The following is a 1,073-nucleotide window of genomic DNA, read 5'->3' on the forward strand; positions in this document are numbered from 1 at the left end:
CCGACCTCACGCGGGACTGCATTGATGTCCTTGGTCTTGTCGGTAAGCTCATGGCCGTCGACGAAGATATCGCAGCTGGAATGCTCTTCCATCTGGTTGATGCAGCGGATCCGTGTTGACTTGCCGGGGCAGGATGGACCACATACGACAATCTTCTGCCGCGCTTCATCCTGAGGCTAATCTGCTTGAGCCTGGAACTTTCCGACGCTCTTGTCAACATTGACCAGTTCAATCATCGTCAAGGGGCGGGTATCGTCGAGGTCCATATCTAAGGTGATTTCCTTCAGCAAAGAAAAAGCCGCCTCAAGGGCGGCTAGTTTGAAATTGGAGTAGGTAAATCTCTCTACTAATTTTGTTAGATTACGCGCAAGTTCGAATGTGCCAATGTATGAGATCGCGGGTCGAATGATGCGCGGCCTGCACAGTCATTTGAAGGGCCAGCACGCATAATAACCGGATAAGCATTGGTTGCACGCTCCGTTCCCACAAGCCGCTCGACATTGCTCCAGCGTCTGGTAACGACAGTATGGTGGTCGTCCAGCAGCCTCCACGGGCGTGCTCATATGTATAATTGCACTAGCTGGATGCACCCATGGCAGCGCGGACGCGTTCACAAGTCCTGAATTAGAACCCGCATGGACAGTCGCGACATTCATTAACGCCAATCCGAAAACTAACAATACTGGATACTTCTTCATGATCGCCTCCTAATTGTCTTTGGCCCGCCTCCCGGTTTCATATTATGCGCCCGTTGCGGCACGTGCGCACGCCCAAGTCTGTGCCGCCTATAGCTTCGCCGTAAGGCGATGTGTGGTCAGGTTTTCAGGATCGGTTTGATTTTTGCGGTCTCTCGCCAAGTCGTCTCGCTGCCCAGCGTCCAATGCATCCCCTCCCGCACCGTATCTGTCCGCCAGTGTATACGATAGAAGTTCTGAGCACAGACGACAAACATTGCAGCGTTGAACTCGTCATCGTCGGTCGAAAGCTGATCAGATAAACTTGGGTTCGGGTGCCGCCCGCTGTGATGGGCTGAGCGACGTTTTCGTCTGCCGTCAGATGATCGACCTGCGCAT

Annotated in this window: 1 protein-coding gene; it reads right to left on the reverse strand. The window is 53.3% G+C overall.

Translation table 11 applies throughout. From position 1 onward, the window contains the following. Nucleotides 1–814: 814 nt before the first annotated feature. Nucleotides 815–1,073 (reverse strand): hypothetical protein (locus RCF13_RS10145; RefSeq protein ID WP_308141126.1); only part of this gene is annotated, 259 nt, incomplete at its 5' end.

The organism is Stenotrophomonas maltophilia group sp. RNC7 (assembly GCF_030910085.1).
Classification (GTDB): domain Bacteria; phylum Pseudomonadota; class Gammaproteobacteria; order Xanthomonadales; family Xanthomonadaceae; genus Stenotrophomonas; species Stenotrophomonas sepilia.